Raw genomic sequence first — 25389 nt, 5'->3', positions numbered from 1 at the left:
CTCATTGCCGCGCATCTCCCGGCTTGCGCCTTGCCGCTGCCCGTGTCGCAAGTGCGGGTAAGATAGCGGCCCCACGCGACCCGGTGCCAGCGCCTCCCGGCACGGCCGTAGTCCGCGCAGCGATCGGTTGTCATGTCTGTCTCTCCTGTACCCACCTCCGCGACGCCGCGTTTCGGCGCGGAAGTGCGCACCACCGGCCTGCTCGCATTGCCGCTGGTACTCGGTCACGTCTCCACCGGCCTGATCGGATTTGTCGATAACGTCATCGCCGGTCACCACGGCACCGCCACGCTGGCGGCGGTCACCATCGGCACCTCGCTGCTGTGGCTGCCGATGCTGGTGCCGATCGGCACGCTGATCTCGTTGACCGCCTCGGTCTCGCAGCTGCGTGGCGCCGGCCGCGAGCGCGAGATCGGCCCGCTGTTCCGCCAGGCCCTGTGGTTGTCGCTGGGACTGGGCGCGGTGATGTTCGCGTTCCTCAGTGCGGTGCCGCCGCTGTTGCACACCTTCGGGATTGCGCCGGACATCGTGCCGGGCGCGACCGACTTCCTGCACGCGGTGCGCTGGGGCGGGCCGGCGCTGACGTTCTACTTCTGCATGCGCTATCTCAGCGAGGGCATGCACTGGACCCTGCCGACCATGCTGCTGGGCTTTGGCGGCCTGCTGGTGCTGGCGCCGCTGGGTTATGCGCTGACCTATGGCAAGTTCGGCTTTGCCGAGCACGGTGCGCAGGGCCTGGGCATGGCCTCGGCGGTCACCATGTGGGTGCAGGCCAGCGTGTTTGCGCTGTATTTGTGGCGCTCGCGCCGGTTTGCGCACCTGCAGTTGTTCGCCCATTTCGAAGGCCCGCGCTGGCGTGCGATCGGCGATCTGTTGCGCACCGGTCTGCCGATCGGCATCACCGTGCTGATGGAGGGCGGCCTGTTCATCGTCACTGCCTTGCTGATTGGCCGGCTCGGCTCCACCGAAGCGGCCGCGCACCAGATCGCGATCAACGTCGCGCAGCTGTGTTTCATGATTCCGATGGGCGTGGCCGAGGCGACCACCGTGCGGGTCGGGCATGCGGTCGGGCGCGGCGATCCGCTCGGCATGCGGCGCGCGGCCTGGGCCGGTTACGCCATCGTGCTGGGCACCCAGGCGCTGTCGGCCAGCGTGCTGTTGCTGGGCCACGATGCCATCGTGAGCGTCTATACCGACGATGTGGCGGTGGCCGCGCTGGCCTCGGTGCTGCTGCTGTTTGCCGCCACGTTCCAGTTCCCTGACGGCATCCAGGTGCTTTCCAGCGGCGCGCTGCGTGGGCTCAAGGACACCCGTGTGCCGATGTTCCTGGCGATGTTCTCGTACTGGGGTGTGGGCATGCCGATCGGCGCCGGGCTCGGCCTGGGGCTGGGCTGGGGGCCGCAAGGCATGTGGATCGGCCTGATTCTGGGCCTGACCGTGGCGTCGGTCCTGATGGGCTTGCGCTTCCGGCAGACCAGCCGGCGGCTGACTGCCGGCACGGCCCCCTGACTTCCAGCGCATGCCGCGCGCACCGCGCAGCCGGTATGCTGGACACCATTGAATTGTATGCAGCGTCTTTCGACGGAGTTTTCCATGAACCACCCCGTGCATCGCAGTCCCATCGCCAGTTTCTTCGTCGGCCTGTGGGATGTGATGAATTTCACCCGGCGCCTGATCTTCAACCTGGTGTTCTTCGGCTTCCTGTTCCTGGTGCTGCTGCTGTTTGTGGTGGCGATCGCGCGTGGCGACGGCAGCAAGCCGCTGGCCGAGCGCACCACCCTGGTGATCAACCCCGAAGGCACGCTGGTCGAGCAGTTCAGCGCCGACCCGGTGAGCCGGTCGCTGGCCAAGGCGGTCGGTGACAAGAGCGCCGAGGAAGTGCAGCTGCGCGACCTGGTGCGGGTGATCGAGGCGGCCGGCAAGGACCGCAAGATCGAGCGGGTGGTGTTGAACCTGGACAAGTTTCAGCCCGCCGGTTTCGCCTCGCAGCGCGAAGTGGCCGCGGCGTTGCAGAAGCTGCGCGCCTCTGGCAAGCAGATCGTCGCCTTCAGCGAGAGCATGAGCCAGGGCCAGTACCTGCTGGCCGCACAGGCCAACGAGGTCTATCTCGACCCGATGGGCAGCGTGCTGCTGGAAGGGCTTGGCCGTTATCGCCAGTATTTCCGCGAGGGCCTGCAGGACAAGCTCGGCGTGGACGTGCATCTGTTCCGCGTGGGCGAGTACAAGTCCGCCGCCGAGCCGTACATTCTCGATGCCGCTTCGGCCGACGCCAAGGAAGCGGACCTGTTCTGGATGAACGACGTGTGGCAGCGCTACCTGGCCGATGTCGGCAAGGCGCGCAAGCTGAGCCCGGCGCAGCTGACCGCCGGCATCGACACGCTGCCCGAGGGTGTGGCCGCCGCCGGTGGCGATCTGGCCAAGTTCGCGCTGCAGCAGAAGCTGGTCGACGGGCTCAAGACCCGCGAGGACGTCGACGCGCTGCTGACCAAGCGCGGCGTGGCCGACAGCGACGCCGATAGCGGCTTTCGCAACATCGGTTTCAACGATTATCTGAGCCAGCTGCAGGCGCAGCGTTCGCCGATGGACAGCCGTCCGCAGGTGGCCGTGGTGGTGGCCGCTGGCGAGATCAGCGGTGGCGAGCAGCCGGCCGGCCGCATCGGTGGCGAGTCCACCGCCGCGTTGCTGCGCCAGGCGCGCGACGACGACGAGGTCAAGGCGGTGGTGCTGCGCGTGGATTCGCCCGGCGGCGAAGTGTTCGCCTCCGAGCAGATCCGTCGTGAGGTGGTCGCGCTCAAGCAGGCCGGCAAGCCGGTGGTGGTGTCGATGGGCGATCTGGCCGCCTCGGGCGGTTACTGGATCAGCATGAACGCCGATCGCATCTATGCCGACCCGTCGACCATCAGTGGCTCGATCGGCATCTTCGGCATGGTGCCCAACCTGACCCGCGCGCTGGACAAGATCGGCGTGCACACCGATGGCGTGGGTACCACGCGCTTTGCCGGCGCCTTCGACATCACCCGTCCGCTGGACCCGGCCGCCGGCCAGGTGATCCAGGCGGTGATCAACAAGGGCTATGCCGACTTCACCGGCAAGGTGGCGCAGGCGCGGCATCAGTCGGTGGACGCCATCGACAAGGTCGCACGCGGCCGCGTGTGGAGCGGTGCGCAGGCCAGGCAGCATGGCCTGGTGGACGCGTTCGGTGGCATGTCCGAAGCGGTGGCCGATGCGGCCGACCGCGCCAAGTTGAGCCGCGGCAAGTTCCGCGTGCGCTACGTGGAAAAGCCGGCGACGCCGTTCTCGCAGTTCATGAGCGGATTTGCCGGCAGCCGCATGGGCGCCTGGATGCTGGGCGACTCGGGCATGGCGCGCGCACTGTTGGCGCGCTCGCTGCCGGAAGTGGACACGCAGTTGCGCTTCGTCGAAGACGCCGTGCACGACAGCAAGGCGGGCGGCACCCCGGTCAAGTCGCTGGCGTACTGCTTCTGCGGCTTCTGACGCGGCAGGTCCGCAACCTGATGGATCGACAACGCCGGCCTTGTGCCGGCGTTGTTGTATCTGCGCTCAGGCGATGCAGCAATGCGGGCGCGCCAGCAGCGCAAAAATGGCAGAACGCACGGCGCCACGATCACAGGCAATCAGCCATCGGTCGAGCGACCTCACGCGTGTTTGCCGTGCGCGCAGGTGCAGCGATCGCCTTGCGCTCAATCGCAGGCGCGCACGCGCAGTTGCTGCGTCGACAAAAAACGCGCGTGCTTCAGCCAGCAGGCTTCGGTTACTGCGTGGCCGCATCGATCGCCTTGCGTTGATCGTCTGCGGCCTGGTCGCTTGCCGCCTGCACTGCGTGCGCCTTGTTCAACGGTTCCTGGATGTGGTCGCGCAGGGCGGTGGCCTGCGGCTCGGGCTTCTGCTCGGTGGGCGCAGGTTGCGGCCGCTGACAGGCGCCCAGCAGCAACGTCAGGCTGATCGCAAGAATCCAATGCCGTTTCATCGTCGTGACCTCGCTCGGGGTGGCGGTATCCTAACGCCCGGGCCGCAGGCATGCGTCAAGCGCGCTGCTGCGGCCGTTTCCTGCGTCTTGAAAGAGGATGACCCACGTGACAACCCACCGTTGGCGGCTGGATGGACAGACCGCGCTCATCACCGGCGCCAGCGCCGGCATTGGCTTTGCCATCGCGCGCGAATTGCTGGCCTTCGGCGCGGATCTGCTGATGGTGGCGCGCGATGCCGATGCGCTGGCGCAGGCGCGCGACGAGTTGGCCGAGGAATTTCCCGAGCGCGAGCTGCATGGGCTGGCCGCCGATGTGGCCGACGACGAAGAGCGGCGCGCGATTCTGGATTGGGTGGAAGACCATGCCGATGGCCTGCACCTGCTGATCAACAATGCCGGCGGCAACATCACCCGCGCGGCGATCGATTACACCGAAGACCAGTGGCGCGGCATCTTCGAAACCAATGTGTTCGCCGCTTTCGAGTTGTCGCGTTATGCGCACCCGTTGCTGACCCGCCACGCGGCGTCGGCGATCGTCAACGTCGGCAGCGTCTCCGGCATCACCCATGTGCGCAGCGGCGTGCCGTACGGCATGACCAAGGCCGCGCTGCAGCAGATGACCCGCAACCTGGCGGTGGAATGGGCCGAGGACGGCATCCGCGTCAACGCGGTGGCGCCGTGGTACATCCGCACCCGTCGCACCTCCGGGCCATTGTCGGATCCGGATTACTACGAGCAGGTCATCGAGCGCACCCCGATGCGCCGCATCGGCGAACCGGAAGAAGTGGCCGCCGCCGTCGGTTTCCTGTGCCTGCCGGCCGCCAGTTACATCACCGGCGAATGCATCGCGGTGGATGGCGGCTTCCTGCGCTACGGGTTCTGACACGCCTGCGTGTGTGGTCGCGCGGACAGTGCCTGCGCATGGCATCGGAAGCTGCGCAGGCAGGCGCCGAACCGTCGCTGCGCCTGCAGTGTTCGCCCGCCGCGTCTGCACGCAACGCAGGCGACAGTGCGGCGGGCTTGCTTGCATGCGGCTCGCTGCACCGCGCAGGTCATCCGGTGATCGCTAACGGTTGCAGTGGCTCGAAAGAATCAGCCCGGCAAGCACTGCACCGGCACACTGGCTGGCATGCGCTGCCACGCCGGCTGCAGCGTCATGGCGTGGCGGACGGATTCGCGCAGCGGCTTTCGTCCAGCACCCGACGCATCTGCAAATAGCGCTGCTTGCGCTCGGCCGCTTGCGCCTCGTCGGAGAAGCGCCAGGTCGATTCGGCCTGCTCGGCACGCTGGCGCCAGGCCTCGCACAGGCTCTGGTCCGGCACCGGTGCGCAGCGGTCGGTGACCACTTCGCAGGCGCTGCCGCCGCCGGTTGCCGGCCCGCCCGCCAGGTTGGTGGTCTGCATCGGCAGGCAGCGCGTGGCCGGCTCGCGGTCTTCGGTGAAATAGCGCCCGTTGTCGTGCGCGGTGCATTCGAACAAGGGTGGCGGTGGCAGCGTGGAGGTCGAGGCCGCGGCAGGTGGCGTCGGTGCCGGCGTTGCAGCCGGGACGGCGGCGGGCACATCGGTCTTGGGCATGGTGGGGGGCTGCGCAGCGGGCGTGCTACGCGCAGGCGATGCTGCGCCTGATCCACCCACCGTCAACGGCACCGCGGCCGGTGCCGTCATCAGTTTCTTCTGCTGCTGCATGCCTTTCGGGCAGGGCATGTTCTGCACGGTAAGCGCGCCGCTGGAGTCGGTGCACCGGTAGATCGCCACTTCCTGTGCGCCGGCCACCGAAGCACACGCCAGCAATACCGCCCACGGCCAGCGCCTCATGCGCCGCCGCAATCGCGCTGCAGGCGCGCGTCGATACCGCGCTGTTCGCGGCTGAGATCCTGGCGCTCGCTCTGCAGGGCATTGTTGTAGCGGCGGATCAGTTCCCAGCGACGGTCGGCCAGGCGCGCGCAGACTTCCTGTTCGGGCAGGGCATGGCATTCGTCGCGGATCTGCACGTTGCCGTACGGCACGATCACCGTGCCGCCGTAGCCGCCGCCGTTGTAGCCGCCCTGATAACCGCCCTGATACCCGCCGTCGCCGAAGCTTGCGCTGCCGCGCAGGCTTCCACCGCGACCGGCGCTTCCCTGCACCGACATCGCCGGGCGTGGGCGGACCGAAATCGGCGGGCGCTGGATGCCGCCGCCGCTGACCGGCGGGGCAATGCCGTTGCCCACATAGGCCGGGCCCCAGGTCGGCACCCAGCGCGGATTGCCTTCCGGGCTGTCGCTGGTATAGCGGTTGCCGTCTTCGGTGGTGCACTCGTACATCGGCTGTGGCGGCTGCACGGTGACGATGCGCACCTCGCGCGGTGGCTGCGTCGCGACGGCGGCCGGGGCGGCAACGGCGCGCTGCGGTTGCGGCGGCGGATCCTGCGGGCGCTGCAGGTCCAGCACCTGCTGGCGGCCGCTGCTGCATGGCGCATCCTGCAAGGCGACGGTGCCGGTGCTGCTGACGCAGCGGTAGATCCGCACATTCGGGTCCGGTTTGCTGGCGGTACTGGCCGCCGACGCAGGCAGCGCGGTGGCCAGCAACAGAAGGGTCAGGACGGTACGCATGGCCGCAGTGTGCGCGTCTACCCGGCTGTGGGCAAAGGGGGCAAGCGGTGTTGAGGGCAAGCGCGCCGACAGGCGGCGCGTGGCGGCTGCTCAGTCGCGCAGGATCTGTCCGCTGCGGGCGTCGCGGATCTGGGTCGGTTGCGCCAATGCGCCCACCTCGCCATCCGTCACCCCGTCGATGCTGGCCAGCAGGGCCGGGTCCAGCGCCTGGCGGCTGCGCGCGGGCGGTTCGCCGGCCAGGTTGGCGCTGGTGGACACCAACGGGCCGCCCCAGGCCGCACAGAGCGCGGCGACCAGCGGGTGTGCGCTGATGCGCACCGCCAGCCCGTCATGCACGCCGGTGACCCAGCGCGGCGCCTGGGCGGTGATCGGCAGGATCCAGGTATGCGGGCCTGGCCAGCTGGCCAGCACCTCCTGCTTGCGGGCCGGCGCCAGCGCGTCCAGATCCACCCAGTCGTGCAGCACATCCACGCTGGCGGCCACCACGATCACGCCCTTGTCGACCGGGCGGCGTTTGATCTCCAGCAGTCGCAGCACGGCGGCCTGCTGGCGCGGGTCGCAGCCCAGCCCCCACACCGCTTCGGTGGGATAGGCGATCACGCCGCCCCGGGTCAGGGTGGCGACGGCGCTGTCCAGGCTGAGCGTGTGCTGCATGCGGCGGCCTTAGCTTGCGGCCTTGCTCGCGGTCTTCTTGACCACGCGCTTGCTGGCCTTCTTGGCAGCGGCCTTCTTGGCCGGCGCCTTCTTCGCCGCGGTCTTGGTGGCGGTCTTCTTTACCGCGGTCTTCTTGGCAGCGGCGTCCTTGGCTTCCTTGGCCGAATCCTTCACCGCGTTCTTCTTGAGCGTGGCCTTCTTGGCGCCGAAGCCCTTGCGCACTGGCTTGCCGGTGTCGGCCAGCAGCTGCTGCACTTCCTCGAACGTCAGCGACGCCGGCTCGCGATCCTTGGGGATCTTGCCATTGAGCTTGCCATCGCTGATGTACGGGCCGAAGCGGCCGTTGAGCACCTGGATGTCGCTGCCTTCGAAGTCCTTGATCACGCGGTTGCGCGCGATTTCTTCCTTCTCCTCGATCAGGAACACCGCGCGCGCCAGATCGATGGTGTATGGGTCGTCTTCCTTCTTCAGCGACGCATAGACGCTGCCGCGGCGCGCGAACGGGCCGAACCGGCCGATGCCGACGCTGACGTCCTGGTCCTTGTCCTGGCCCAGTGCGCGCGGCATCTTGAACAGCTCCAATGCGTCTTCGATGGAGATCGAGTAAATGCTCTGGCCTGGCCGCAGCGAGGCAAAGGTGGGCTTTTCCTCGTCTTCGACGGTGCCGATCTGCACCATCGGGCCGAACCGGCCGATGCGCGCGCTGACTTCCTTGCCGCTGACCGGGTCGGTGCCCAGCACGCGCACGCTGCCGGCGTCGGTCTTGTCCAGCGAATCCTTCTTGTCCTCGACCAGTTCCTTGAACGGGCCCCAGAACTTCTCCATCAGCGGGATCCACTCTTCCTCGCCACGCGAGACCGCATCCAGGTCGTCTTCGAGCTTGGCGGTGAAGTCGTAATCCACGTAACGGGTGAAATGCCCGGACAGGAACTTGGACACCGCGCGGCCCACGTCGGTGGGGCGGAAGCTGCGGCCTTCCATTTCCACGTACTTGCGGAACTGCAGGGTCTGGATGATCGAGGCGTAGGTGGACGGCCGGCCGATGCCGTATTCCTCCAGTGCCTTGACCAACGCCGCTTCGGTGAAGCGCGGCGGCGGCTGGGTGAAATGCTGGTCGGTGACGATGCGGTCCAGCGGGATGTTGTCGCCGGCCTTCATCAGCGGCAGCTTGCGGCCTTCGTCCTCGTCCTCGCTGCTCTTGGTGTCCTTGCCTTCCTCGTAGACCGCCAGGAAGCCGGGCACCACCACGGTGGTGCCGCTGGCGCGGAACACGTGCTCGCTGCCGGCCGACAGATCGACGCTGACGGTGTTGAGCGTGGCCGGGATCATCTGGCAGGCCACGGCGCGGCGCCAGATCAACTCGTACAGGCGACGCTCGTCGTCGGACAGGAAGCGCGCCACCTGCGCCGGGGTGCGCAGCGCCGAGGTCGGACGTACCGCCTCATGCGCTTCCTGCGCGTTCTTGGATTTGGTGGTGTAGGCGTTGGGCTGGTCCGGCAACGAAGCGGTGCCGAAATCGCGCGCGATCACATCGCGGATTTCCGACAGCGCGTCCTGCGACAGGTTCACCGAGTCGGTACGCATATAGCTGATCAGACCGACCGAGCCTTCGTCGCCCAGCGCCACGCCTTCGTACAGCTTCTGCGCCACCTGCATGGTCTTGCGGGTGGTGAAGCCGAGCTTGCGCGAGGCTTCCTGCTGCAGCGTGGAGGTGGTGAACGGCGGGGCAGGGCGACGCTTGCGCTCCTTGCTGGCCACATCGGTGACATGCAGCACGCCCTGCGCGGCCTGCTGGATGCGCAGCCGCGCCGCTTCGGCGGTGTCGCCATCGGTGACGGTGAACTGCTCGAACTTCTGCCCGTCCAGCTTGATCAGGCGCGCATTGAACGGCTGCGACGGATGCCGGCAATGCGCATCGATGGACCAGTACTCGCGCGCGATGAAGGCTTCGATCTCTTCTTCGCGCTCGACGATCATGCGCAGCGCCGGCGACTGCACGCGGCCGGCCGACAGCCCACGCTGCACCTTGCGCCACAGCACCGGCGACAGGTTGAAGCCGACCAGATAGTCGAGCGCGCGACGGGCCTGCTGCGCATCGACCAGATCGGCCGCGATCGCGCGCGGCTTGAGCATGGCTTCCTTGATCGCACGCGGGGTGATCTCGGTGAACACCACCCGCTGCATCGTCTTGTCCTTGAGCAGCCCGCGCTCTTTCAGGATCTCGGCGATGTGCCAGCTGATCGCCTCGCCCTCGCGGTCCGGGTCGGTCGCCAGATAGATGTCGTCGGCGCTCTTGGCCGCGCGTGCAATGGCTTCGACATGCTTCTCGTTCTTTTCGATCAGGTCGTAGCGCATCGCGAAGCCATTGTCCGGATCGACCGCGCCTTCCTTGGGGACGAGATCGCGCACGTGCCCATACGAGGCCAGGACGGTGAAGTCCTTGCCGAGGTATTTATTGATCGTCTTGGCCTTGGCAGGCGATTCGACGATGAGCAGGTGCTTGGGCATGGTGGCGAATTTCTTTGGGCAGGGCCCGGGGGGCGGGTAGCGTGGCCTAATTGGCCGGTGGAGGGAAGCAGATCGACCGTTTCCCACAGGTCAACGCCCGGGAAACGAGCCCGGGCGTTCAGTTCTCTTATTAGAAAGATCACGGCGGACGCCGCCGTGTCAAGCGGCCAGGGCTGCCAACTGCTAGCTCTGGCTCATTCCGATGGCGGCCAGCATGAAGCCCACCACCACCACCGAGATCACCAGCATCACCGCATAAATGGCCAGCACCACGATGGTGACCGTGTCCAGACCCCTGGATTGGCGCTCCGGGTGATCCGTAAACGCCCAGCGGTCCACCACCAGGGTGTCGCAGACCTTGTCGTGCGGAGCCTGCTTGCGCGCGGTCATGCCGGCCATGAACGCGGCCACGACCACGCCGATGCCCAGGGTGAGCACGCTGATCAGCATGTAGGCCAAGTAGCGCAGCACATTGCGCCAGAAACCGACCCGGCCGCCGTTGCTGTCGGCGCGCACCAGCTTGATACCGCAGGCGAGCTTGCCCAGGCTGGCCTGGTGCCGGCTGGACTGCATCCAGGCGAAATACAGCGTCGGGATCGCCAGGCCGATGCCGTAGGACATCACCAGGATGGCGATGCTGAGCGCGCTGCCGTCGTCCAGCGCCGAGCCGGAATCACCCCGGCTGGTCGCCAGCGCCACGACGAACACCAGCGGGATCACGATCAGGTACACCGCAAAGCTGGTGATTAGGCTGTCCAGGATGCTGGCGGCCACGCGCCGCCACAGGCCGGCGTAGACGACCGGGGCATCGTGCAATGCGACGCTTGCCGCGGGCGCGGCGACGGAATCCCAGGCGCTTGGAAGCGGCGCGCCGGCCGGTGGTTGCAACACGGCATGCGCGGGTGTTGCAGGCGCGTGGGAGGTGTCGGTCAGGAGCGGGCTCGATGCCGCCGGGGTTGCCGCAGGGTCTGCCGGCGTGGTGAGCCACGCCGCTGGATCTGTCAGCGCAGCCTGCCCGCTCGGCGGACGCTGCAGGTGGTCGGCTACGGCAGGGTGATCGGCAAGGCCGGAGTCGGACCGCCCGAGCGCAGCGTCTGCCGCCGGGCCGGCAAACGGCACATCTGCGGCAGGCGTGTGATCCACCGCGACGCTGGTCGGGTGAACCGTCGCCTGCGGCTCACTGTGCGCAACGTTCACCGGCACATCTCCGGCGCTCGGCGCGGCGGGCGCTGGAACGGCGGTGTCGATCCCCAGCTCGGCCATGACCTCGCCAAGTGCCACCCACTGCGGAAAGCCTTCGCGCCAGACCAGGCTGGATGCATCGATCAGGCCTTCCGACAGGCGCGCGCGAAGCGTGTCCGTGTCCACCGGCCCCTGGCGCTCGCGTTGTGCGTCGGCGTAATACCACTGCGTCATTGAAGTCCCCTTGCGTAGAGCGATTGACTAGCCGCGGCAGTCCGGCGGAAGTTGGTTGTCGTCGATCTCGGAGCTGCACTGCCAGCTGCCGGCGTCCGCGTCGAAATCCAGCCACAGCGCCTTGCCGTCAATTTTGGTCATTTTCGGCGCATGCAGCAGCGCCTCGACTCCGCAGTTGGTGGTGTCGAAACGGCCGATCCGCACGCTGCTCAGGACATCGTTTGCATACTGCTCGGGCGCGAGAAAGCCGGCGTCGACGTTGACCGGGCAACGGCCTTGCTGCGCGAGAAATTCGGCGATCTGCGGCTTCAGGGGCGTCAGCGCCGCAATCGCCTGGGCGACCTTGGTACGCGTGGTGTAGTCCTGGTACGCCGGCAGCGCGATCGCCGCCAGGATGCCGATCATCGCCACCAGCACGAACATGCCCACCACCGCGCCCAGCACCAACGCCAGCGGCCACCCCGGCCCGTTGCCAGGCAGGCGATGCGCTGACGAAGAGGGTGCACTGGCGGCTGCGTTGTGAACAGCCGCTGGCGGAACCGACGGCAGGGGCGGCGGCAGCGCTGCGGCGCGCAGATCGGTGGAAATCGGTGGCCCAAGCTCGTCGGCGCATGCAGACAGCGGCACCCATCGGGCAAATCCTTCGCGCCAGACCAGGGTGTCCAGTGCAATCGCGTGCTCGCGATACAGCGCCAGCAAGGCCTCGCCGGCCACCGGGCCACGCCGGTGGCGGTTGCCCTCGGCGTAATACCAACTACTCATTGCCGTCCCCTCGCACGCGTCCGTTGCGGCTTCCGCCTCAGTGTACGGGTTCAGGCTCGTCCAGGAACATCTGCGTTTCCATCCAGGCGTAGGCCGCTTCGGCACCCGGCTGGTTGAACAACACCATCAAGACCACCCATTTGAGGTCGTCCAGGTCCAGTTCGTCCTGGTCCAGCGCCATGGCGCGATCCAGCACCAGCTCGCGCTGGTCGGCGTCGAGGATGCGGTGTTGCTCCAGGAACAGCAGGAATCCACGGCAGTCCACATCGAGCTTGTCCAGCTCCGGGCCGTGGTAGATGCGTACCGGTCCATCGACATGCGGGCGCGCCACGCTTGGCCGCTGCTCGGAGAGCGCGTCCAGCCAATCGAAGGCTTTGCTGATTTCTGCGGGGCTGAAACCGGCCTGGATCAGGCCATTCTGAAGCGAGTCACGGTCGCGGACCAGGTCCGCATCTTCGCTGAAATAATGTTCGAACAGGTACAGCAGTACATCAAGAATGCTCTCTTTCATTGCCCCTCGGCCTGCGTCGCGCGACGCTGTGGAGGTGAAGAAACTAGGGATTGCGGGTATAGCGACCGTGCTCGGTGACCACGTCTCCCTCCAGTTCCATGATGAGCAGCATGGATGACAGCGCGGCGGCCGTCAATCCGGTGCGTTCGACCAGGGAATCCATAGGGGTTGGGTCATGGCCCAGCGCCTGCCACAAGCGCTGGTAGTCCGGATCCGGGCGCGCCGGGCCGGCTTGCGGCGGTGTCCTGGCCTGATCAGTGGGGGCGGCCAGGCGCTGGCGCGAGGCGCTTGCCAGTTCGCCCGACAGCAGGCGCAGGCCGTCGATGACCTGGGCCGGCTCCTGGGCCAGGGTGGCGCCTTGTCGGATCAGGTGATGGCAGCCCCGCGCGAGCGGATTGTGCAGCGAGCCGGGCAGGGCGAACACCTCGCGCCCGGCCTCCGCCGCCAGCCGCGCGGTAATCAGCGCGCCCGAGCGCATGGCCGCTTCCACCACCAGGGTGCCCAGGGCCAGCCCGGCGATGATCCGGTTGCGGGCCGGGAAGTGCCCCGCAACCGGCCCGGTGCCGGGCAGGTATTCGCTGACCACCGCGCCACGCGCGGCGATGCGATCGCGCAGGGAGTGGTGATTTGCCGGGTAGGCCACATCCGCGCCGGTGCCCACCACCGCCACGGTGATGGCCCCGGCACGGGCAAGCGCGGCCTCGTGTGCGATCGCGTCCACGCCGGCGGCCATGCCACTGACGATGGCCAGCCCGGCGCCGGCCAGGCCGGAGGCGAACGCGCGGGTGTGGTCACGGCCGCCGGCGGTGGCGGAGCGGCTGCCGACCACGGCCACGCCCGGGTGCCAGAGCGCGTTCGGGTCGCCGTCCACGAACAGGGCCAGCGGCGGATTGACGCTGTGGCGCAGCAGGGCGGGGTAGTCGGGATCGTTCAGGCCGATCAGGTGATGGCCGGGCTGCTCGCACCACTGCAGGGCGGCGTCCAGGGCGCGCGCATCGGGAGTCTGCAGCCGGGTCGCCTGCAACTCGTCGCAGCCGGCGGCAAGCCAGGCTTCTGGCCCGGCCGCCAGTAGCTCGGCTGGGCTGGCGAAGCAGTCCAGCAGCGCATGGCGCGGCGGGCTGCGGCCGCCCGCCAGGAGCAGGGTCAGGAGCGCGCGCAGGTCGGAAGTGGGGAGGGCCATGTGTCCAGCCTGAAGCGCAAACGCCGACGGCGCCCTCAGGCGCCGTCGTATTACCGCATCGGAATTTTCGCTTACTGCGCGTCGGGATGCTTGACGAAGTAGCCCAGGCCGGTCGGTTTGACGCTTTCCATCACCAGCGCATAGCTGACCTTGTCGAAGGTACGGAACACCATCGCGTGCGAGGCGTATTCGTCGGGCAGGCCGACGGTGGAGCCGGCCGGGCCGCTGAAGTCGTCGTCGGTCCGCGAGAAGCGCGAGTGCTTGACGCGGTCGCTGACCGTGCGGCCCTTGCGCCAGATCGAGAACACCGTGCCGTTGTTGATGCCTTCGCGGGCACCGCCGGAGATGGCGATCACGTCGCGGGTGCCGCCGACGATGAAGGCATCGGAGATGGCCAGCACCCGCAATTCGGTCTGCAGGGCCTGTTCCGACGGCGGATGCGGGATGAACTGCAGGTCGTAGGGCTGCGCCTCGACGGCGACGATGCGATCGCCGGCGCGTACTTCGCGGCCGCTGTCCTGCAGCAGCAGGGTGGCCGCCTTGGAGTTGCCGCCCGCCGCGCTGCGCGTGATGGTGCCGACGTTGACCTGCGCCAGTTCGTAGCCGAGGAACTCGCGGCGCGTGCTCGGCGCGATGTAGTTCTTCCAGATGTTGCCGGCGCCTGCGGTGATGTTGCCGGCCGCATCGAGGTCTTCGTTGTGCTTGGGCAGGCTGAACTTCACCGTCGGGCGCACCACCGCAAAACGCTGGCCCGGCTGTGCATCGTCCAGGCCGACCACATAGGCCACCTGGCCGGTAGTGGCGCGCGTGCGGCCGCCTTCCAGGCCCACCACGTACGGCAGCTGGTCGAAGTCGTCGGTGACGCGCAGGTTCTTCAGGAACGGCTCGACATCGGCCAGCGGAATCGCATTGATCGGCGCTTCCTGGCGCGGACCGGGCTGGACGGTGCCCTTGGCGACGCGATCCAGGTAGGCCAGGCTGATCACGTCACCGGGATAGATCAGGTGCGGATTCTGGATCTGCGGGTTGGCCTGCCAGATTTCCGGCCACAACCAGGGTTTCTGCAGGAAACGTCCAGCGATGTCCCACAGGGTATCGCCCTTGCGGACCACGTAAGTCTCTGGATGCTCGCCCACCGCTTGCGCGGCAGCGTAGGTCGCGACGGTCAGCATCGCCGCAGCGACGACCGTACGAAGTCGGTTCAACATGAGTGCCTTCTTGCCTGATTCCCCAACAGGTCTGCGCACTATAGTCCAGAAACCGGGGCGTCACGCAAGCATTGCGCTAGAATGACAGCGTCTTGCCGGCGCAGCGCCGGTGTTCCCAGACGGGTAATCCCATGGCTTTGCTCCCTATTCTCGAATTCCCCGATCCGCGGCTGCGCACCAAGGCCGTGCCGGTCGACGCTGCCGAGCTCACCAGCCCGGCATTCCAGACCCTGCTCGACGACATGTTCCAGACCATGTACGAGGCGCCCGGCATCGGCCTGGCCGCCAGTCAGGTGGACGTGCACAAGCGTTTCATGGTGATCGACGTCAGCGAGGAGAAGACGCTCCCGCAGGTGTTCATCAACCCGGAGATCGTGAGCAGGCAGGGCGAGCAGGTCTACCAGGAAGGCTGCCTGTCGGTACCGGGCATCTATGCCGACGTCGCCCGCGCCGATGCGATCACCGTGCGCTATCTCGACCGCCAGGGCAAGGCGCAGGAACTGAGCACCGACGGCCTGCTGGCGGTGTGCATCCAGCACGAGATGGACCATCTGGACGGCAAGTTGTTCGTCGATTACCTGTCGCCGCTCAAGCGCGAAATGGTGCGCAAGAAACTGGCCAAGCAGCGTAAGCACGTGGCCTGAGGGCAGGGATTGGGGAGTTGGGATTGGGGATTGGTGAAGCGGGTTTTCTGGCTGCTTGCCGGATCCGTTGGTCCCCATCCCAATCGCCGGGCGCTGCGCTATCGCGCGTGATTAAAGCGATGGCGCAGGCCGTCGCTGCACGCGCTCCGCGTACACGGATGGGGCGACACGTCGGGACCTGGGATATGGGATTGGCCTGCCATTGCGCTGTTGCCCAAGCCCCTGCTGCGAATCCCGATGCCCGAATCCCCGCTTTCCCGCCGCCGCTACTGCCACTCCCAAATCCCCACTCCCGAATCCCCGCCCTATGAGAATCGTATTCGCCGGTACGCCGGATTTTGCCGTCGCCTCGTTGCGCGCAGCCGCGCAGCGGCATGAAGTGGTGGCGGTCTACACCCAGCCGGATCGGCCGGCCGGCCGTGGCCGCGGGTTGACGCCGTCGCCGGTCAAGCTGGAGGCGATTGCGCGCGGCATCCCGGTCTTCCAGCCGCAGACGCTGCGCTCGCCGGAGGCCCTGGCCACGCTGCGCGCGCTCAATGCCGATCTGATGGTGGTGGTGGCCTACGGCCTGATCCTGCCCAAGGCAGTGCTGGCCGCGCCAACCCATGGGTGCTGGAACGTGCATGCCTCGTTGTTGCCGCGCTGGCGTGGCGCCGCGCCGATCCAGCGCGCGATCGAGGCCGGCGATACCGAAACCGGCGTCTGCCTGATGCAGATGGAAGCCGGGCTGGATACCGGCCCGGTGCTGCTGTCGCAGCGGCTGGCCATCGGCGAGCAGGAAACCGGCGGGCAGCTGCACGATCGCCTGGCCGCGCTGGGCGCGCAGGTGCTGGCCGATGGCCTGGGCCTGCTGCGTGCCGGCATCCGCCCGGTGGCGCAGCCGCAGCCGGCCGAGAGCGTGACCTATGCGCACAAGCTGGACAAGACGCAGGCGCGGCTGGACTGGACCCAGCCGGCGCAGGAACTGGCGCGGCGGGTACGCGCGTTCAATCCATGGCCGGTGGCCGAGGCGGTCCTGGCCGGCGAGCGCGTGCGCCTGCATGGTGCGGTGGCGCTGGAGCTGGCCCATCAGCAGGCGCCGGGCACCCTGCTCGCCGCCAGCAAGCAGGGCATCGACATCGCCTGCGGGCAGGGCGCGCTGCGGGTGCGCGTGCTGCAGCGCGAGGGCGGCAAGGCGATCACCGCTGCCGACTACCTCAACGCGCGCCGCGACCTGCCGGCGCTGCGCTGATGTCGGCAGAGACCGCAACCGCCGGCGTCGGCTCGCGTCTGGCCGCAGCACGGGTGCTGACGGCGGTGTTCGACCAGGGCCGCTCGCTCAAGGCCGAACTGGCCGCGACCTTGCCCGGTCTTGATGATCCACGCGACCGCGCGCTGGTGGAGGCGATCTGCTTTGCGGTGCTGCGCCGCCGCCCGGCCTATGACGTGGCATTGCGGCAGTGGCTGGAACGCCCGTTGCCGCCGCGCGATGCGGAACTGAAAGCGCTGCTGATGGCCGGCTTCGCCCAGCTCGACGTGCTGCAGCTGCCCGCGCATGCGGCCTTGTCGGCCACCGTGGACGCGTGCCGCGCGCTGGGCCGGCCGCGGCAGGCCGGCATGGTCAACGCGATCCTGCGGCGCGCCCAGCGCGAGGGGTTTCCGGCGGTGTCCGCCGATGCGGGCTGGCCGTCCTGGCTGCGCAAGCAACTGCGTGCCGATTGGGGCGAGCAGGCCGAACGCATCTTCGTGGCCAGCGCACAGATGGCGCCGATGTGGCTGCGCGTGCAGCGCGCGCGGATCGACCCGGCCGGCTATGTCGCCCGGCTGGCCGCGCTGGGCATCGGCGCGGACACGGATGCGCTGTTGCCGGATGCGGTGCGTCTGCACGGGGCGGTGCCGGTGAGCCAGTTGCCGGGTTTTGCCGACGGCGATGTCTCGGTGCAGGACGGCTCTGCCCAGCAGGTTGCCGATGCGCTGGCGCTGGCGCCGTCGGCACGCGTGCTCGATGCCTGCGCGGCGCCCGGCGGCAAGGCCGCGCATCTGCTGGAACGTCATCCTGGCCTGCAGCTCACCGCGCTGGATGTGGATGCGCGCCGGCTGGAGCGGGTGCAGCAGACCTTGCAGCGCACCGTGCCGGGCGCGCAGGTGACCTTGCACACCGCTGACGCAGCCGATACCGCCGCATGGTGGGACGGCCAGCCGTTCGATGCGGTGCTGCTGGATGCGCCGTGTTCGGCCACCGGCGTGGTGCGCCGTCAGCCCGACGTGCTGCTGCATCGCCGTGCCGACGATATCGACGCCTTGTGCGCGTTGCAGGCGCGTCTGCTCGATGCCACCTGGCGCACGCTGCGACCGGGCGGGCAGCTGCTCTACACCACCTGTTCCCTGCTGGCGCGCGAGAACCAGGCGCAGGTACAGGCATTCCTGCAACGCACTGCCGACGCGCAGGCGCAGCCGCTGGGTGCGCAATTCGGTCATGCGGCCGGCGCCGGACGCCAGCGTTTCCCCGGCGAGCAGCACTGCGACGGTTTTTTCTACGCGCTTTTGCTAAAAGCGTCCTGACCGCGCGCCGACCCCGGCGCTCCACCTTCGCATCCATTGCCGCCCGTCATGCTCAAGACTCGTGCTTCCAAGGATTTCTGGCTGCTGGCCATCACCGCCGTTCTGGTGATCGGTGCCGGCCTGGGATTGCGCGACCCCTGGCCGTCGGACGAGCCGCGGTTTGCACTGGTCGCCAAGCAGATGGTGATGAGCGGCGACTGGCTGTTCCCGCATCGCGGCAACGAGCTGTACTCGGACAAGCCGCCGATGCTGATGTGGCTGCAGGCGCTGTTCTACACGCTGCTGGGCAACTGGCGGGTGGCGTTCCTGCTGCCGTCGCTGCTGGCGGCGTTGGGCACGCTGGCCTGCGTGTACGACCTGGGGCGGCGCCTGTGGACCCGGCGCGTGGGCGCGTATGCGGCGTGGATGCTGCTGTTCACGCTGCACTTCACCTTCCAGGCCAAGAAGGCGCAGATCGATCCGCTGGTGGTGTTCTGGATCACCCTGGCCAATTACGGGTTGCTGCGCCATCTGCTGCTGGGGCCGGCCTGGCGCTGGTGGACACTGGGCTGGTTTGCCGCCGGGCTGGGCGTGATCACCAAGGGGGTCGGCATCATCGCCCTGCTGATGCTGATCCCGGCCGGCATTGCGGCGGCGCGCGGCTGGCCGGGCGTGCGCGTGCATGTGCGCGATCGGCGTTTCTGGCTGGGGCCGCTGTTCTTCTTCGTCGCGATCCTGCTGTGGTTCGTGCCGATGATGGTGACCGCGCTGACCGCCGGCCAGCCCGAGTACCGCGTCTATCTCAACGACATCCTGCTGCGCCAGACCGCCAAGCGCTATGCCAATTCCTGGGATCACGCGCAGCCGGTCTGGTACCACTTCAAGGGCATGGCCACGATGTGGCTGCCGACCATCCTGGTGCTGCCCTGGGCGATCCCGGCCTGGTGGCGCCGGCTCAAGCGACGCGATGCGCGCTATCTGTTGCCGCTGGCCTGGTGGCTGCTGGTGCTGGTGTTCTTCACCATTCCCAGCGGCAAGCGCGATGTGTACATCCTGCCGGCGCTGCCGATGTTCTGCCTGGCGCTGGCACCGTTGGCGGCAGGCCTGCTGCGCCGCGCCGGGGTGCAGCGGCTGCTGTTCGGATTCGTGCTGCTGCTGACGCTGGCCTTCGCTGCCGGCGGCGCGGCGATGCTGATCGGACACCCGGGCTTCGAGCAGAAGATCATGGACAGCCGCGGGGTCGGCAGCGAGGCCACCGACCCGCTCGGCTGGCTGCTGCTGGCAGTCGGTCTGTGGGGCGTGGCCAGCCTGTTGCTGCTGCGGGTGCGCCGCTCCGCGTTTGCCGCTGCATCGCTGCTGGGCGCGTGGTGGGTGGCGTTCGGCCTGGTCTGCTATCCGATCTTCAACGACTCCAGTTCGGCGGGCGCGGTGATGCGCGAGGCCGGGCGCCGGATCGGCCCGGACGCGCAGCTCGGGCTGGTGGCCTGGAAAGAGCAGAACCTGCTGATGGCCGACCGCCCCGCGCAGACCTTCGGCTTCAAGGTGCCGTGGGAACAACAGCTGCAGCGCGCGGTGGCCTGGCAGGCAGAGCGTCCCGATCGACGTTGGCTGATGGCGCAGGAGACCGCGCTGCTGGGCTGCGTGGACCGCAGCCGCAGCCAAATGGTGGGGGTGGCCAACCGCCGTCGCTGGTGGCTGGTACCGGCCGATGCCGTGCACGGCAGCTGCGTGGCGAGCTCCGAGCAGCGGGCAGTGGAAGCGCAGGAGCAGGGCAACCTGGACACCGAATGAGCCGGCACAGCGCAGGTGTCTGCCGCGATCGGCGGCCCGTCAATGCCGTCGCCGGCCGCTGTCTAGCATGGATTCATGCGGGGCATCGTTAGCTTGGCCGGCGTCGCTGACGCGTGTCGCCCGATGTCACCCCCACTTGCCACCGATGTCTGAATGAATTCCTTGCCCACCCAGTCCGCTGCGCTTTCCTCGTCGGCCCCCATCGCGTCACCCGCAGGTGTGGGCATTGCCGAACTGGGCGTGTTCGCGTTGACCGCCTTGGTGGTCAGCATGCCGAGCGGGTTGCTGCCCTTCGGGCTGTGCCTGTTGCTTGGCTCGCTGGTGGGGTGGCGCAGCCTGCGCGCAGGCGTTGCCATGCGCCCCTGGTCGCTGCGTGCGCTGGGGTGGTTGGCCGCGGCGGTGATCGCGATGTCGCTGTTGTCGATCGTGCTGTTCGAACACGGGCTGCGCGATGTCGACAACCGCTCGCGCTTTCTGGTGCTGCCGTGGGCGGCGGTGTGGGCGTACGCACTGCGGCCGCGCCAGGTCTGGCTATGGCGTGGCGCGCTGGCCGGCGTGTTCGCGGCAATGTTGATCGCCATGCTGCAGGTGATGAACGGTGCCGACCGCGCGGAAGGCTGGACCAATGCGATTGTGTTTGCCGATATCGCGCTGATGTTGCTGGTAGTGGCGGTGTTCTGCCGCCCGCCTGGCAAGGTGCGTTGGCTGGTGGGCGCAGCCATCGCTACGGTGGTGGTGATCGTGCTCAGCGGCAGCCGCGGGGTGTGGTTATCGCTGCTGGTGACCTTGGGCGTGCTGATCTGGGGCGCGCCCTGGCAGAGCGCACGCATGCGCTTGCTGACCTTCGTCGGCAGTGCGGTGCTGGCGGTAGGCGTGGTGCTCAGCGTGCCGGCGTTGACCCAGCAGATGCGCCTGGGCGAGTTGCAGAGCGACCTGCAGCGCTATGAGGTCGGCGACAGCGACTCGTCCGCCGGTGCCCGGATCGAGCGCCTGCATGTGGCCTGGGACACCTTGCGCGCGCATCCGCTCACCGGCATCGGCGTCGGGCGCTTCGACGATGCGATGCGCGAGCTGCCGGTGTGCGCCGGCGACACCTGGTTGCTGCGCTGCCATCTGGGCCATGCGCATAACGATCTGGCCGAGTGGGGCGCCACCCAGGGCGTACCGGGCCTGTTGCTGCTGTTTGCGGTCTACGGGGTGCCGTTGTGGATCTTCGTGCGGCTGCACCGCCGCAGCGGCCAGCGCCAGTTCCGCGGACCGGCCGCGGCCGGGGTGATGATCGTGGTGAGCTATGCGCTGTGCGGACTGACCCAGTCGATGTTTGCGCACCAGGTGTCGGCCAGCTTCTACACGGCGATGGTCGGTGTGCTGGTCGGGCTGGCAGCGCGTCAGGCGCAGGAGTTCCCGGCTCGAGCGGCCGACAAGGTCTAGCAAGCGGGCTTGCGGTGGCGATGGGTTATTCGCTCGTCACCGGAATTGATGTGGTGGACTGCCGGCTTCGAGCGCGTCTTGCGCCGACGTAGCGGCGAGCGCAGTCGTGTTGCTGACCGCTCTCAGTCGCCGCGCCGCTCGTCCGCACGCGGCGGGTCCTGCACCGGCTGGTTGTGCTGCAGCAGCCACAGCATGATGGTCTTCTGGCGCACGTAGTTGGCGCGCACGTAGGCATAGATCAACCCGTGCCAGCCATCGCGAAACCCGCCGCGCAGCAGGTAGCCGCGCCAGAAGCGCCAGGCCGGCGCCAGCACCAGCTTGCTCCAGGTCGCGCGCTTGCCGCGGGCGTGGTCGTGTTCGGCCATCATCTGCGCGTAGCGCTGGGTCTTGGCCAGTTGCTGCGCCAGCGAGCGGTACGGATAGTGGATCAGATCACCCGCCAGGGTCACCACTGCACCGTCGACACTGGCCGCCTCGTGGATCTCGCGCCTGCCGCGCCAGCCGCCGCGGCGTCGATCGAACAAGCGCAGCACCCGATCCGGATAGGCATTGCCATGGCGCAGGAACCGGCCGAAATAATCCGACAGCCGTGCGAAGCGATAGCCTGCGGCATTGGCAAAGCCGCCATCGCGCGCGGCAACGATCGACGCCCGCAAGGCATCGCTGACGCGTTCGTCGGCATCCAGGCACAGCACCCAGTCGTGGCTGGCCTGCGCAACGCAGAACGCCTTCTGGCTGCGGTAGCCATCGAAGGCGCGCTGCAGGACGCGTGCGCCGTGTGCGGTGGCCAGCGTCACGGTGGCGTCGGTGGAGCCGGAGTCCACCACCACGATCTCGTCGCAGAACGCCAGCGAGCGCAGGCAGTCGCGTAGGCGATCGGCCTCGTTGAACGCGATAATGCAGGCGCTGATGCGCGGCCGTTCGTCGGGTGCGGTCGAAGAGGACATGTGATGGCTCAATACCTGCTGTTCGCAACGGAACGTTACGCGTTGCCTATTCTGGCGCCATTGGCGCAGGCATTACAGGCCCGCGGGCACGCCGTGTCGGCGTGGTTCGAGGGCGGTGCGCGCGGGCTGGTGTTGCCGGAGGTGCGCGAGGTCGGCCTGCGCGAGGCGCTGGCGTTGCGCCCGCGTGCGGTGTTCAGCGCGGCCAACTGGGTGCCGCCGTTCATTGCGGGCACCAAGGTGCAGCTATTCCATGGGTTCAATGTGCAGAAACGCGAAGACAACCGCGGGCACTTCCGCGTGCGCGGGCTGTTCGATCTTTATTGCACGCAAGGCCCGGCCACCACGGCGCCGTTTCGTGCACTCGCCGAGCGCGAAGGGCATTTTGCCGTGGTCGAAACCGGCTGGCCCAAGCTCGACCCGGTGTTCCGCGACGATGGCGGCCGCAGCGCTGCACTGCGCGCGCCCGCCAACGGGCGGCCGGTGATCCTGTTCGGCTCCACGTTTACCGAGCGCTTGAGCGCTGCGCCCGCGCTCTACGACGAGATCGCCGCCGATATCGCGCGCGGTGCGCATTACTGGCTGCTGACGCTGCATCCGAAGTGCGCGCCGGAGCTGTTCGATCGCTATCGCGCGCTGGCCGGGCCGCATGCCCGTTTTGTCGAACCCGAAGAAGTGATGGCCGCGCAGCGTGCGGCCGATGTGCTGGTGTCGGATACCTCGTCGATCGTGTCCGAGTTCGTGGTGCAGCACAAGCCGGTGGTGACCTTCCGCAACCGCGTGCCGCAGCCGCATATGCTGGACTTCCAGCAGCCCGGGCAATTGCCGCAGCAGCTGGCGCGCGCGCTGGCGCCGGATGCGTCGCTGCGCGATGCGCTCGCCCGTTATGCCGACGCGATCCACCCGTACCGCGACGGGCAGTCGTCGGAGCGGGTGATCGCAGCGACCGAGGACTTCATCGCCGGCAAGCTCGGCCCACTGCGGCGCAAGCCGCTGGGCGCAGTGTGGCGAGGCCTGCAGATCCGCCGCGAACTCGGATACTGGGGCCCGGCACAACGCTGATCACTGCGAGTTGCGCATCGACGAGATACCGCTGCCAATCAGCACTTCACCCAATCCCGATTCCCGATTCCCAATCCCGATTCCCAATCACCAACGCAGCTTGCGCCGCGCCAACGCGGCACCCAACTGCGCCTGCAGTGCCTGCGCCTGCGCCAACGGCACGAAGCGCAGCCGCAACCCCGGGCCGGCCGCGCTGGCGCCGGCAGTGTCCAGCCACAGCGTTGCGGTGCCGGACAGACGGTCCAGCGGCGAGCGTTGCAGTTGCAGCGCCTGCAGCTTGTCCAGCTCGGCCAGCCGCCACCAGCGTTTCCACCAGCCACCGCGCACGGCGACAAATCGTGCATCCACCGCGTAGCCCATGCGGTGCACCTGGCGATGCGCCTTGAACGCACTCCACGGCAACCACAGCAGCAACCACGCCGCCTGGTTGCCGAACTGCCAGGCCAGGCCGATCACCAGCGGCAGCAGCAACAGCAGCGTGGGCAGACTCAATCGCCACCAGCAATGCGTGGCGATCGCCTGCCACTGTGCCGGCGGCCAGGCGATCCCCGGCAGCAGGCGCTGCAACAAGGCATCGCAGCGCTGCGGGTCGGCAATCGGCGCAAGCTCCTTCAATGCGCTGCCTTCGCGGTCGGCGCTGCCGGCTACTGCAGTCTCCACCCGCAACTGGCGACGGCCGAACAGGCGATGCAGGCGGCTTTCGTACAGTGTCCACGACTGGATGCGCCGCAGCGCCACGCTGCTGCGGATGCGCGTCAGCAGGCCGCGCTCCACGGTAAGGCGGCGCTCGGATTGGCTGAGATGAAAGCCGTGGTACTGCGCCACCGCCAGCGCCACCGACAGCGCGCGCATCGCGACCAATACGGCCAGGGCGCCCAGCACCACCAACGCGGCGGTTACCGCCGCCCCCGGATGGATCTGGCTGACGTAGCGGTACGCCAGCTCGCCGTTGTGTTCGACGAAGTTGGACACCGTGCGGCGCGGAATCATCTGGTAGATCACGCCGAAGCTGGCAGCCACCACCACCATGCCGCGGTTGGAGATCAGCCCCAGCCGGATCACTTCGCCCAACGGCAGACGCAGTAGCGTGTTGCTGTCGGCCTCGATCTGCGGCGTGCCGGCATCGGCGTCATGCGTGCGGCGACGGATCAGGTCTTCCAGCGCCAGTGCCTGGTCCAGCCGCAGCACGCGCATTTCCGCTTCGGGCTTGTGGCCGCCGGCCGATTCCAGGCGCACCTCGGCCACGCCGGCCAGCCGGTGCAGCAGCGATTGATGCACCACCACGTTATGGATGCGCGCGAACGGGATATCGCGCCGGCTGCGTTCCAGCAGCCCGCTGCGGATCGCCACCCCATCGGTGCCGATGCGGTAGCGATAGGTGAAATAGCGCAGCACCGAGATTGCCACCAGCACTGCCATCACCACGCCGGTGGCGATGTGGTCGGCCGAGTCGCGGCTGCCATCGCGGCTGCCGAACAGCACCAGGGCCGCCAGCGGAATCAGGAACTGGCGGATCTGCTGCAACAACACGAACACCCACGACAGCGGATGCAGGCGCTGCTCGTCCTGGCCGGGGTGTTCGATGGCGCTCACAGCGCGTCGTCGTCGTGATCGAGCTGGCGGGCGAGGCGGTCGCGCAGGCGTTCGGCATCGCCCTGATCCAGGCCGGACAAGGCCACCGCGTTGAGCCGGCTGCCGGCGGTATGCACCACCAGCGTGGTCAGCCGGGTGGCGCGTTCGATCGGGCCGCGGCGCAGGTCCACGTGCTGCACGCGCGAAATCGGAATGCGCGTGTCGCTCTGCCAGAAATGGCCGCGTTGCAGCGCCAGGCCGTGCTGGTCGAGTTTCCAGTGGGTGAGCCGATGCCGTTTGACCGCGAACCACGCACCCAGCAGCGCGGCCACCACGGTCACGCCCAGCACCACCGGCCAGTCATGCCAGGCGTGCAGCACGGTGACGGTCACGCCGGCGGCGATCAGCCCGGCACATCCGCCGCCCAGCGCGCCGTTGACGCCGGCCACATACGCACCGCGTTGCGGTAGCGGTTGCCACTGGGTGTGGTCCACCGCCGGAGCCTGTTCCGGCGCGGCAGCGACGATGACCTCGGGGTGCGGCGGTGGAGCGTCGTGCACAAGGTTGGCCTGCAGGAGCGGTGCGCAAGCATAGCCGGGCGCCGCGGA

General features: G+C 68.2%; 22 protein-coding genes. 9 read left to right on the top strand and 13 right to left on the bottom strand.

The window, feature by feature from the left end; all coding sequences use genetic code 11:
* Window positions 1-132: 132 nt before the first annotated feature.
* Window positions 133-1509 (top strand): MATE family efflux transporter, encoded by a 1377-nt coding sequence (locus ABQ039_RS17625; RefSeq protein WP_184611562.1) that lies wholly within the window; start codon window positions 133-135, stop codon window positions 1507-1509.
* 84 nt (window positions 1510-1593) lie between these two features.
* Window positions 1594-3495 carry a signal peptide peptidase SppA gene (gene sppA / locus ABQ039_RS17620; RefSeq protein ID WP_024938535.1) on the top strand — a complete coding sequence of 634 codons (1902 nt, stop codon included), beginning with the start codon at window positions 1594-1596 and terminating at the stop codon, window positions 3493-3495.
* Window positions 3496-3772: 277 nt separating this feature from the next.
* Here the strand turns inward: sppA and ABQ039_RS17615 are convergent, their stop codons facing one another.
* Complete coding sequence (locus tag ABQ039_RS17615; protein WP_016903674.1) at window positions 3773-3988, bottom strand: hypothetical protein; 216 nt, start codon at window positions 3986-3988, stop codon at window positions 3773-3775.
* Between the two features lie 106 nt (window positions 3989-4094).
* Here ABQ039_RS17615 and ABQ039_RS17610 point away from each other — a divergent pair, with 106 nt between their 5' ends.
* The gene (locus ABQ039_RS17610) at window positions 4095-4871 is read left to right on the top strand and encodes an SDR family oxidoreductase (RefSeq protein WP_184433147.1); all 777 of its coding nucleotides are present in this window, start codon (window positions 4095-4097) and stop codon (window positions 4869-4871) included.
* Between the two features lie 271 nt (window positions 4872-5142).
* On the opposite strand, the gene ABQ039_RS17605 is transcribed toward ABQ039_RS17610, so the two are convergent.
* The 9 genes from ABQ039_RS17605 to ABQ039_RS17565 all read right to left on the bottom strand — a co-directional run bounded on the left by ABQ039_RS17605 (window position 5143) and on the right by ABQ039_RS17565 (window position 14817).
* Window positions 5143-5802, bottom strand: coding sequence for a DUF4124 domain-containing protein (locus tag ABQ039_RS17605; RefSeq protein WP_184611560.1), 660 nt, complete (start codon window positions 5800-5802; stop codon window positions 5143-5145).
* Window positions 5799-6578: a DUF4124 domain-containing protein gene (locus ABQ039_RS17600; protein ID WP_349778397.1), complete on the bottom strand. Its 780-nt coding sequence runs from the start codon at window positions 6576-6578 to the stop codon at window positions 5799-5801. The genes ABQ039_RS17605 and ABQ039_RS17600 overlap by 4 nt, the downstream gene beginning before the upstream one ends.
* A gap of 90 nt (window positions 6579-6668) precedes the next feature.
* Window positions 6669-7232 carry a Sua5/YciO/YrdC/YwlC family protein gene (locus ABQ039_RS17595; RefSeq protein WP_349778396.1) on the bottom strand — a complete coding sequence of 188 codons (564 nt, stop codon included), beginning with the start codon at window positions 7230-7232 and terminating at the stop codon, window positions 6669-6671.
* A 9-nt stretch (window positions 7233-7241) separates the two neighbouring features.
* Entirely contained in the window at window positions 7242-9740 is a 2499-nt protein-coding gene (locus tag ABQ039_RS17590) for a DNA topoisomerase I (protein WP_104555132.1), read from the bottom strand.
* Window positions 9741-9923: 183 nt separating this feature from the next.
* The gene (locus ABQ039_RS17585; protein ID WP_349778395.1) at window positions 9924-11156 is read right to left on the bottom strand and encodes an RDD family protein; all 1233 of its coding nucleotides are present in this window, start codon (window positions 11154-11156) and stop codon (window positions 9924-9926) included.
* A 27-nt stretch (window positions 11157-11183) separates the two neighbouring features.
* On the bottom strand, window positions 11184-11918 hold the full coding sequence (locus tag ABQ039_RS17580) for a pilin (RefSeq protein WP_349778394.1): 735 nt from the start codon (window positions 11916-11918) through the stop codon (window positions 11184-11186).
* A gap of 37 nt (window positions 11919-11955) precedes the next feature.
* Window positions 11956-12429: a DUF494 family protein gene (locus tag ABQ039_RS17575; RefSeq protein WP_003484452.1), complete on the bottom strand. Its 474-nt coding sequence runs from the start codon at window positions 12427-12429 to the stop codon at window positions 11956-11958.
* 43 nt (window positions 12430-12472) lie between these two features.
* Window positions 12473-13609, bottom strand: a complete 1137-nt coding sequence (gene dprA, locus ABQ039_RS17570) for a DNA-processing protein DprA (protein ID WP_349778393.1) — start codon at window positions 13607-13609, stop codon at window positions 12473-12475.
* Between the two features lie 71 nt (window positions 13610-13680).
* Window positions 13681-14817, bottom strand: a complete 1137-nt coding sequence (locus ABQ039_RS17565) for a LysM peptidoglycan-binding domain-containing protein (protein WP_047129487.1) — start codon at window positions 14815-14817, stop codon at window positions 13681-13683.
* A gap of 131 nt (window positions 14818-14948) precedes the next feature.
* On the opposite strand from ABQ039_RS17565, the gene def reads away from it, so the two are divergent.
* The 5 genes from def (at window position 14949) to ABQ039_RS17540 (ending at window position 21203) form a co-directional block, all read left to right on the top strand.
* On the top strand, window positions 14949-15461 hold the full coding sequence (gene def / locus ABQ039_RS17560) for a peptide deformylase (protein WP_024938525.1): 513 nt from the start codon (window positions 14949-14951) through the stop codon (window positions 15459-15461).
* A gap of 307 nt (window positions 15462-15768) precedes the next feature.
* Window positions 15769-16692, top strand: a complete 924-nt coding sequence (fmt, locus tag ABQ039_RS17555) for a methionyl-tRNA formyltransferase (RefSeq protein ID WP_349778392.1) — start codon at window positions 15769-15771, stop codon at window positions 16690-16692.
* Window positions 16692-18002, top strand: coding sequence for a 16S rRNA (cytosine(967)-C(5))-methyltransferase RsmB (gene rsmB, locus ABQ039_RS17550; RefSeq protein WP_179465088.1), 1311 nt, complete (start codon window positions 16692-16694; stop codon window positions 18000-18002). The genes fmt and rsmB overlap by 1 nt, the downstream gene beginning before the upstream one ends.
* A 48-nt stretch (window positions 18003-18050) precedes the next feature.
* Window positions 18051-19772, top strand: coding sequence for a glycosyltransferase family 39 protein (locus ABQ039_RS17545; protein WP_349778391.1), 1722 nt, complete (start codon window positions 18051-18053; stop codon window positions 19770-19772).
* A gap of 153 nt (window positions 19773-19925) precedes the next feature.
* A complete protein-coding gene (locus tag ABQ039_RS17540) occupies window positions 19926-21203 on the top strand; it encodes an O-antigen ligase (RefSeq protein WP_228911136.1) in 1278 nt (425 codons plus the stop codon).
* 122 nt (window positions 21204-21325) lie between these two features.
* Here ABQ039_RS17540 and ABQ039_RS17535 read toward each other — a convergent pair whose 3' ends face one another.
* Complete coding sequence (locus ABQ039_RS17535; protein WP_226427530.1) at window positions 21326-22150, bottom strand: glycosyltransferase family 2 protein; 825 nt, start codon at window positions 22148-22150, stop codon at window positions 21326-21328.
* On the opposite strand from ABQ039_RS17535, the gene ABQ039_RS17530 reads away from it, so the two are divergent.
* On the top strand, window positions 22151-23209 hold the full coding sequence (locus ABQ039_RS17530; protein WP_184632661.1) for a CDP-glycerol glycerophosphotransferase family protein: 1059 nt from the start codon (window positions 22151-22153) through the stop codon (window positions 23207-23209). It begins immediately after the preceding gene.
* A gap of 87 nt (window positions 23210-23296) precedes the next feature.
* Here ABQ039_RS17530 and ABQ039_RS17525 read toward each other — a convergent pair whose 3' ends face one another.
* Window positions 23297-24802, bottom strand: a complete 1506-nt coding sequence (locus ABQ039_RS17525) for a PH domain-containing protein (protein WP_104575557.1) — start codon at window positions 24800-24802, stop codon at window positions 23297-23299.
* Window positions 24799-25275 (bottom strand): PH domain-containing protein, encoded by a 477-nt coding sequence (locus ABQ039_RS17520; protein ID WP_349778409.1) that lies wholly within the window; start codon window positions 25273-25275, stop codon window positions 24799-24801. The genes ABQ039_RS17525 and ABQ039_RS17520 overlap by 4 nt, the downstream gene beginning before the upstream one ends.
* Window positions 25276-25389 lie beyond the last annotated feature (114 nt).

This window comes from Xanthomonas sp. WHRI 6108 (assembly GCF_040202385.2).
Lineage (GTDB): Bacteria > Pseudomonadota > Gammaproteobacteria > Xanthomonadales > Xanthomonadaceae > Xanthomonas > Xanthomonas arboricola.
This window is presented reverse-complemented; position numbering and strand designations above follow the sequence as displayed.

Excerpts from the sequence above, each read along its gene's own strand:
- ABQ039_RS17625 (WP_184611562.1), top strand. The coding sequence starts at position 133 with ATGTCTGTCTCTCCTGTACCCACCTCCGCGACGCCGCGTTTCGGCGCG.
- sppA (WP_024938535.1), top strand. The coding sequence starts at position 1,594 with ATGAACCACCCCGTGCATCGCAGTCCCATCGCCAGTTTCTTCGTCGGC.
- ABQ039_RS17615 (WP_016903674.1), bottom strand. The coding sequence starts at position 3,988 with ATGAAACGGCATTGGATTCTTGCGATCAGCCTGACGTTGCTGCTGGGC.
- ABQ039_RS17605 (WP_184611560.1), bottom strand. The coding sequence starts at position 5,802 with ATGAGGCGCTGGCCGTGGGCGGTATTGCTGGCGTGTGCTTCGGTGGCC.
- ABQ039_RS17600 (WP_349778397.1), bottom strand. The coding sequence starts at position 6,578 with ATGCGTACCGTCCTGACCCTTCTGTTGCTGGCCACCGCGCTGCCTGCG.
- ABQ039_RS17595 (WP_349778396.1), bottom strand. The coding sequence starts at position 7,232 with ATGCAGCACACGCTCAGCCTGGACAGCGCCGTCGCCACCCTGACCCGG.
- ABQ039_RS17590 (WP_104555132.1), bottom strand. The coding sequence starts at position 9,740 with ATGCCCAAGCACCTGCTCATCGTCGAATCGCCTGCCAAGGCCAAGACG.
- ABQ039_RS17585 (WP_349778395.1), bottom strand. The coding sequence starts at position 11,156 with ATGACGCAGTGGTATTACGCCGACGCACAACGCGAGCGCCAGGGGCCG.
- ABQ039_RS17580 (WP_349778394.1), bottom strand. The coding sequence starts at position 11,918 with ATGAGTAGTTGGTATTACGCCGAGGGCAACCGCCACCGGCGTGGCCCG.
- ABQ039_RS17575 (WP_003484452.1), bottom strand. The coding sequence starts at position 12,429 with ATGAAAGAGAGCATTCTTGATGTACTGCTGTACCTGTTCGAACATTAT.
- dprA (WP_349778393.1), bottom strand. The coding sequence starts at position 13,609 with ATGGCCCTCCCCACTTCCGACCTGCGCGCGCTCCTGACCCTGCTCCTG.
- ABQ039_RS17565 (WP_047129487.1), bottom strand. The coding sequence starts at position 14,817 with ATGTTGAACCGACTTCGTACGGTCGTCGCTGCGGCGATGCTGACCGTC.
- def (WP_024938525.1), top strand. The coding sequence starts at position 14,949 with ATGGCTTTGCTCCCTATTCTCGAATTCCCCGATCCGCGGCTGCGCACC.
- fmt (WP_349778392.1), top strand. The coding sequence starts at position 15,769 with ATGAGAATCGTATTCGCCGGTACGCCGGATTTTGCCGTCGCCTCGTTG.
- rsmB (WP_179465088.1), top strand. The coding sequence starts at position 16,692 with ATGTCGGCAGAGACCGCAACCGCCGGCGTCGGCTCGCGTCTGGCCGCA.
- ABQ039_RS17545 (WP_349778391.1), top strand. The coding sequence starts at position 18,051 with ATGCTCAAGACTCGTGCTTCCAAGGATTTCTGGCTGCTGGCCATCACC.
- ABQ039_RS17540 (WP_228911136.1), top strand. The coding sequence starts at position 19,926 with ATGAATTCCTTGCCCACCCAGTCCGCTGCGCTTTCCTCGTCGGCCCCC.
- ABQ039_RS17535 (WP_226427530.1), bottom strand. The coding sequence starts at position 22,150 with ATGTCCTCTTCGACCGCACCCGACGAACGGCCGCGCATCAGCGCCTGC.